The sequence below is a fragment of the Rhizobium sp. PEPV16 genome (genome assembly GCF_008919455.1).
GTDB lineage: Bacteria > Pseudomonadota > Alphaproteobacteria > Rhizobiales > Rhizobiaceae > Rhizobium > Rhizobium leguminosarum_Q.
Genome location: NZ_VSZV01000242.1, coordinates 1 through 6,532, shown reverse-complemented (window position 1 = coordinate 6,532; position 6,532 = coordinate 1). Strand labels below are relative to the sequence as shown.

Sequence of the window (6,532 nt, the reverse complement as noted above, 5' to 3'; positions counted from 1 at the left end):
GTTCCGGCAGAGATTCCGCCGCTGGAATATGCCTCGCTTACAGAACTGCTCGAAAAATCCTGCGCCCGTTACGCCGACCGAACCGCCTTTTCCAGCATGGGCAAGACGATGCGCTACCGCGAGCTGGAGAGCCAGACGCGCAAGGTTGCCGCCTGGCTGCAAAGCACCGGCCTTCAAAAGGGCGACCGCGTCGCCGTGATGATGCCGAACGTGCTGCAGAACCCGATCGCGACCTACGCCATCCTGCGCGCCGGCCTCGTCGTCGTGAACGTCAACCCGCTCTACACGCCGCGCGAGCTCGAACACCAGTTGCGGGATTCCGGCGCCAAGGCGATCTTCGTGCTGGAGAATTTCGCCCGCACGGTCGAGCAGGTTCTCAACAAGACCGACCTTCGCCATGTCGTCGTCACCTCCCTCGGGGAAATGTTGGGGCCGAAGGGGCTGATCGTCAATTTCGTCGTGCGCAAGGTGAAGAAGCTCGTTCCCTCCTGGTCGATCCCACAACACAAGAGCTTCGGCCAAGTGCTCCGCGAAGGTGCGGGAAAAGAGCTCCAGCCGGTCACGCTTACGAGTGGCGACATCGCCTTTCTGCAATATACCGGCGGCACGACGGGCGTCGCCAAGGGCGCTGTGCTGACCCATGAAAACCTGCTCGCCAATAAGCTGCAGCTGTCGCTCTGGCTGCGATCGGCCTTCGAGCGCAAGAAAGAGCCGGAGGTGCTGAATTTCCTCTGCGCCTTACCGCTCTACCATATCTTCGCGCTGACGGTGAATTCGCTGATGGGCATGTCGCTTGGCGCCCATAATATCCTGATCGCCAATCCGCGCGACATTCCCGGCCTCGTCAAGGAATTCGAAAAATCGAAGGTGCATATCTTCCCCGGCCTCAACACGCTGTTCAATGCGCTGATGAACAATGCCGATTTTGCCAAGCTCGACTTCTCCTCGCTGATCATGTCGCTCGGCGGCGGCATGGCCGTCCAGCGCCCGGTCGCCGAACGCTGGCTGAAGATGACGGGCACGGCGGTGACGGAAGGCTACGGCCTTTCCGAGACATCGCCTGTTGCCACCGCCAACCGCTTCGATTCGCCTGAGTTCACCGGCACGATCGGCCTGCCGCTTCCCTCCACCGACCTCGATATCCGCGATGAGGAGGGCAATTCGCTGCCGCTCGGCCAGGTCGGCGAAATCTGCATCCGCGGGCCGCAGGTGATGGCAGGCTATTGGCAGAAGCCAGAAGAGACGGCGCGGGCGATGACCAACGACGGCTACTTCCGCTCGGGCGACATGGGTTTCATGGACGAACGCGGCTATACCAAGATCGTCGACCGCAAGAAGGACATGATCCTGGTTTCGGGCTTCAACGTCTATCCGAACGAGATAGAGGAAGTCGCCGCCATGCATGCCGGCATCCTCGAGGCCGCAGCCATCGGCGTGCCGGATGGGCATTCGGGCGAGGCGGTGAAGCTCTTCGTGGTCAGGAAGGATCCCAACCTGACGGAAGCCGAGGTGAAAGCCCATTGCATCGCCAACCTCACCAACTACAAGCGCCCGCGCTTCATCGAATTCCGCACCGAGCTGCCGAAGTCGCCGGTCGGCAAGATCCTGCGCAAGGACCTGCGCGGCTGAATTTGACGAATTCAAAGTTTTACAGCGTCCTTTGCGCGTCTTTCGGACGCGCGGCGCTGTCATGAAATTGACGGCCATCCGCTTGCCGCGGGTGGCTTTTTTCTATTTCGAGCCGTGGCTGAACTTGATTTGCGGGTGAGAAAGCGAATAGTTTCCGCAACCTTTCCGCCTCCAAAGGAGCCTCCCATGAACGCCATCGTCGAACAGCTGAAAAGCACCGCTGATGCCACCAAGGCAACCGATATCCGTGCCGCCTTCGCAGCCGATTCGCAGCGCTTTTCGCGCTTTTCCGTCGCGCTTGACGACCTGCTGATGGATTTTTCCAAGACGGCGGTGAATGACGACATCCTCAAGCTCTTGGTGAAGCTCGCCGAAGAAGGCGGCGTCGAAAAGAAGCGCGAGGAAATGTTCTCCGGCAAGGCGATCAATTTCACCGAGGATCGCGCCGTTCTGCACACCGCGCTGCGCAACCGCTCCAACACGCCGGTTCTGGTCGACGGCAAGGATGTCATGCCCGACGTCAATGCGGTGCTTGCCGCCATGGGCAAATTTGCCGACGACGTCCGCTCCGGCACGCTGAAGGGCGCCACCGGCAAGGCGATTACCGATGTCGTCAATATCGGCATCGGCGGCTCGGATCTCGGGCCTGTCATGGCGACGCTGGCGCTGGCGCCCTTCCATGACGGCCCGCGCGCGCATTTCGTTTCCAATATCGACGGCGCCCATATCGCCGATATCCTGAAGCTGGTGCAGCCGGAAACGACGCTGTTCATCGTTGCCTCGAAGACCTTCACCACCGTCGAGACGATGACCAATGCGCAGACGGCGCGCAATTTCATCGCCAAGGCCCTCGACGAAGCGGCCGTGCAGCACCACTTCGCCGCCGTCTCGACGGCGCTCGACAAGGTCGCCGCCTTCGGCATCGACAGCGCCCGTGTCTTCGGCTTCTGGGACTGGGTCGGTGGCCGTTATTCGATCTGGTCGGCGATCGGCCTGCCGCTGATGATCGCCGTCGGCCCTGAGAATTTCGGCAAGTTCCTCGACGGCGCCCATGCCGTCGACAATCATTTCCGTAAGGCACCGATTACCGAAAACCTGCCGATGCTGCTCGGCCTGATCGGCTTCTACCATCGCAACGTACTCGGCTACCCCACCCGCGCCATCCTGCCCTACGACCAGCGCCTGTCTCGCTTCCCGGCCTATCTGCAGCAGCTCGACATGGAATCGAACGGCAAGGGCGTCACCATCGACGGCACGCCGGTCGAAGGCAATTCCGGCCCGGTCGTCTGGGGCGAACCCGGCACCAACGGCCAGCATGCCTTCTACCAGCTCATCCATCAGGGCACGAGCATCATCCCGGCCGAGTTCATGATCGCCGCCAACGCCTTCGAGTCGGAGCTGCGCCACCAGCACCAGCTGCTGATCTCCAACGTTCTCGCCCAGTCGGAAGCGCTGATGAAGGGGCGGACCTTCGCAGAAGCCAAGAAGCAGCTGACCGACAAGGGCATGGACGACAAGAAGGCCGATTTCATCGCGCCGCACCGCGTCTTTACCGGCAACCGTCCGTCGATCACCTTCGTCTACGACAAGCTGACGCCCTATGCGCTCGGCCGACTGATCGCGCTCTACGAACACCGCGTCTTCGTCGAAGGCGTGCTCTTCCGCATCAATTCCTTCGACCAGTGGGGCGTCGAGCTCGGCAAGGAACTGGCGACAGGCCTGCTACCGGTCGTCGAAGGCAAGGAAAGTGCGGCATCGCACGACTCCTCGACGCAGGGCCTGGTTGCGGCGTTGGCGAAGCTTGCGAAGTAAGCGATCGAGATTGCCCCTTACCCTAGCCCTCCCCCCGTTCTGACGGGGAGAAGGGACGTGCCCTGCGAAAGGCGAGTGAGAAACGGAGAGGTCACGGCATATTCCCTCCTCCCGTCAGAACGGGGAGGAGGTGCCGGCAGGCGGATGAGGGGCTGACGCTGGCTCCAACCTTACAAACCAATCTCACGCGCCAGGGCGGATTGGCGACAACATCGACATTGCCGCCGCAATGGCGAACTGATAGCGGTCGGCCTGGTGCATCCCTGTTGATGGGGCCCATGGTGCGAAACCGGATTGAACGTTCTTCTAATAGAAAATTTTAGAAATAATTCTTTCAATCCGCCGCAATCGCCCTAGATTCAAGCAAAATCTGTGCGGAAAATGCTCCGATCGTTGTTCTTGTTGGCATCTGCACCGGGCCGCTCGCGTCCGGGTCGGCTCTGTCGATGTCGGCGCCTTCACCGCATGGGGTCCCTGCCCAAGTTCGGGAGATGCCTCAAAACGCTCGTCACACAGCGTTTTCATGGCCCATCTTCACCAAAGGAAGCTCATGAGCCGTCTTGTCGTCGTTTCCAATCGTGTTCCCATGCCGGCCAAAGATGGGAGCGCCGCTGCCGGCGGCCTGGCCGTCGCGCTGCAGGCAGCCCTGCAGGAACGTGGCGGCATCTGGATGGGATGGTCGGGAGAATCGAGCGGGGACAGGGAACCTGGCCCGTTGTCGCAACTGCAGAAGGGCAACATCACCTATGCGCTGACCGATCTCACCGACACCGACGTCGAGGAGTATTATCGCGGCTTCGCAAACCGCGTTCTCTGGCCCATCTGCCATTATCGCCTGGACCTCGCCGAATATGGCCGGAAGGAGATGGCCGGCTATTTCCGCGTCAACCGCTTCTTCGCACATAGGTTGGCGCCGATGATCGAGCCGGACGACATCATCTGGGTTCATGATTACCACCTCATTCCGCTGGCGGCCGAACTCCGCCAAATGGGGCTGAAAAACCGGATCGGCTTCTTCCTGCACATTCCCTGGCCGCCGGCCGACATTCTCGTCACGATGCCCGTCCATGAGGAAATCATGCGCGGGCTCTCGCATTACGATGTCGTCGGCTTCCAGACCGACTACGACCTCCAGAACTTTGCCGGGTATCTCAGAAGGGAGGGAATTGGCGACGACCTCGGAAATGGATTGTTCGATTCCCATGGACGGATATTCAAGGCCGGCGCCTATCCGATCGGGATCGAAACTGCCGGTTTCGCCGAGTTCGCCGAGAGGGCCGCAAACCATATCATGGTACAGAAGACTCGGCGCAGCGTTGAAGGCCGGGACATGATCATCGGGGTCGACCGCCTCGATTATTCGAAGGGCATCATTCAACGACTGGAAGCGTTCGAAACCTTCCTCACCAGCAATCCTGCCTACCAGAACAAGGTCACCTATCTGCAGGTCACGCCAAAATCGCGATCGGAAGTTCCCGAATACGAGCATATGCAGAAGATGGTCGCCGAACAGGCAGGCCGCGTGAACGGTGCCATCGGAACGGTCGACTGGGTGCCGATCCGCTATGTCAACCGATCGATCAGCCGCAACGTGCTTGCCGGCCTCTACCGGCTGGCGACGATCGGGCTGGTCACGCCGTTGCGCGACGGCATGAACCTCGTCGCCAAGGAATATGTCGCCGCCCAGGATCCCGATCGCCCGGGCGTATTGGTGCTATCGCGCTTCGCCGGCGCGGCTCGAGAGTTGAAGGGTGCACTGCTGGTCAATCCTTACGATGTCGAAGGCACTGCCAATGCCATCGCCAAAGGCCTTGCCATGTCGCTGGAGGAGCGCCGCGACCGCTGGAGCATGATGATGGAGCATCTGCTAACCCACGACGTCTCACTTTGGTGCAAAAACTTCTTGCGGGATCTGGTGCCTGCTCCCGAGCTTCGCTCGGATCGTGACCCCGGATAGTCTCCTGATCGATCGGCATCGACCCGTCCTTCGGACCCGAGGGACGAAGAGGGAATCGAGACGTTGCCGCAAGGAGGAGGCATTCACGGGCGAGATTCCGCTTGACCTGCTGCGTGATGCGGCGGATGACCGTCACCCGCCGTTTCAGTTGCGTTGACGCGTCTCAACCCTCGCCTTTGCACGATCATGTGTGGGAGCTTGATCGCCGAAGCCAGACCGAGCCTTGCCAGCAGCCGGATGAAATACCAACCGAGATCCAGCTGCCCCGGCTCGATGCCAAGCCGCGCCGAATCCGGAAAGGCGTGATGGTTGCCATGGAAGCTCTCGCCAAAGGTCACCAGCCCGAAACGCGGGAGGTTGTAGCCCTGCACCGCGACACCATCGACACTCCAGCCCTGATGGCCATCTCGATGCGCGAAATGCCCGACCAGCCAGTGTCCGGTCAGAGACAGCGATATCCGCACGGCAATACCCCAAACCACCCACGGCAATCCGCCGAGCGCGAAGAGCGCGAGTCCCAAGGGAATCTGCTGCGCCATCCACGTCGCCTCCAGGAAGCGATAGAAGCGGTCGCGCCGCTCGCACTCCTCGATGACGAAACGCGGCGGATGGTCCAGCGCCACAATGCAATGCATCTGCCAGAAGGCATCGATGAAGAAAGACCGCCGATGGGCATAGAGGTCATGGCAGTCTCGCTGCCGTTGCGCCCAGTCGCGAATGTCGTGCGCGTAGATCATACCGAAGGGGCCGGCCATGCCGACCAGCGTACCGAGATAGACGAGGAAGTGCTCGATCCAGATATGAGTGCTGAAGGAGCGATGGATCAGTAGCCGGTGCATGCCGACCGAATGACCAAGGCAGATCGTGATGGCGGTCAAGAGGATAAAGACGGCAAAGGCGCTCCAGGTGAAGGTCAGTGGGCCACCAATGATGGCAATCAAGGTCATGGCGGTGATCCAGATCGACTTTGAGGGCATCCAGACCACTCTGCCCTTCACCGGATCGCTCCCATTGTCGATCATTCGTCCAGTGGAAATACTGCTCATGACAAACTCCTTCCCATCGGGCGCATTCTCTACTTGAACATCGCCTACCAATTCATTATTTAGGAAATTACCTAATTACTTTGCACGA

General features: G+C 60.4%; 4 protein-coding genes. 3 read left to right on the top strand and 1 reads right to left on the bottom strand.

Going from position 1 to position 6,532, the window contains the following annotated elements; all coding sequences use genetic code 11:
- From FY112_RS08875 to otsA, 3 genes are all read left to right on the top strand, one after another.
- On the top strand, positions 1 to 1,629 hold a 1,629-nt coding region (locus tag FY112_RS08875; protein WP_151518204.1), incomplete at its 5' end, for a long-chain fatty acid--CoA ligase.
- Positions 1,630 to 1,815: 186 nt separating this feature from the next.
- Positions 1,816 to 3,441, top strand: coding sequence for a glucose-6-phosphate isomerase (gene pgi, locus FY112_RS08870; protein ID WP_151518200.1), 1,626 nt, complete (start codon positions 1,816 to 1,818; stop codon positions 3,439 to 3,441).
- 550 nt (positions 3,442 to 3,991) lie between these two features.
- A complete protein-coding gene (gene otsA, locus FY112_RS08865; protein WP_151518199.1) occupies positions 3,992 to 5,398 on the top strand; it encodes an alpha,alpha-trehalose-phosphate synthase (UDP-forming) in 1,407 nt (468 codons plus the stop codon).
- Positions 5,399 to 5,481: 83 nt separating this feature from the next.
- Here the strand turns inward: otsA and FY112_RS08860 are convergent, their stop codons facing one another.
- Complete coding sequence (locus FY112_RS08860; protein ID WP_151518198.1) at positions 5,482 to 6,444, bottom strand: acyl-CoA desaturase; 963 nt, start codon at positions 6,442 to 6,444, stop codon at positions 5,482 to 5,484.
- Between the last annotated feature and the right edge of the window lie 88 nt (positions 6,445 to 6,532).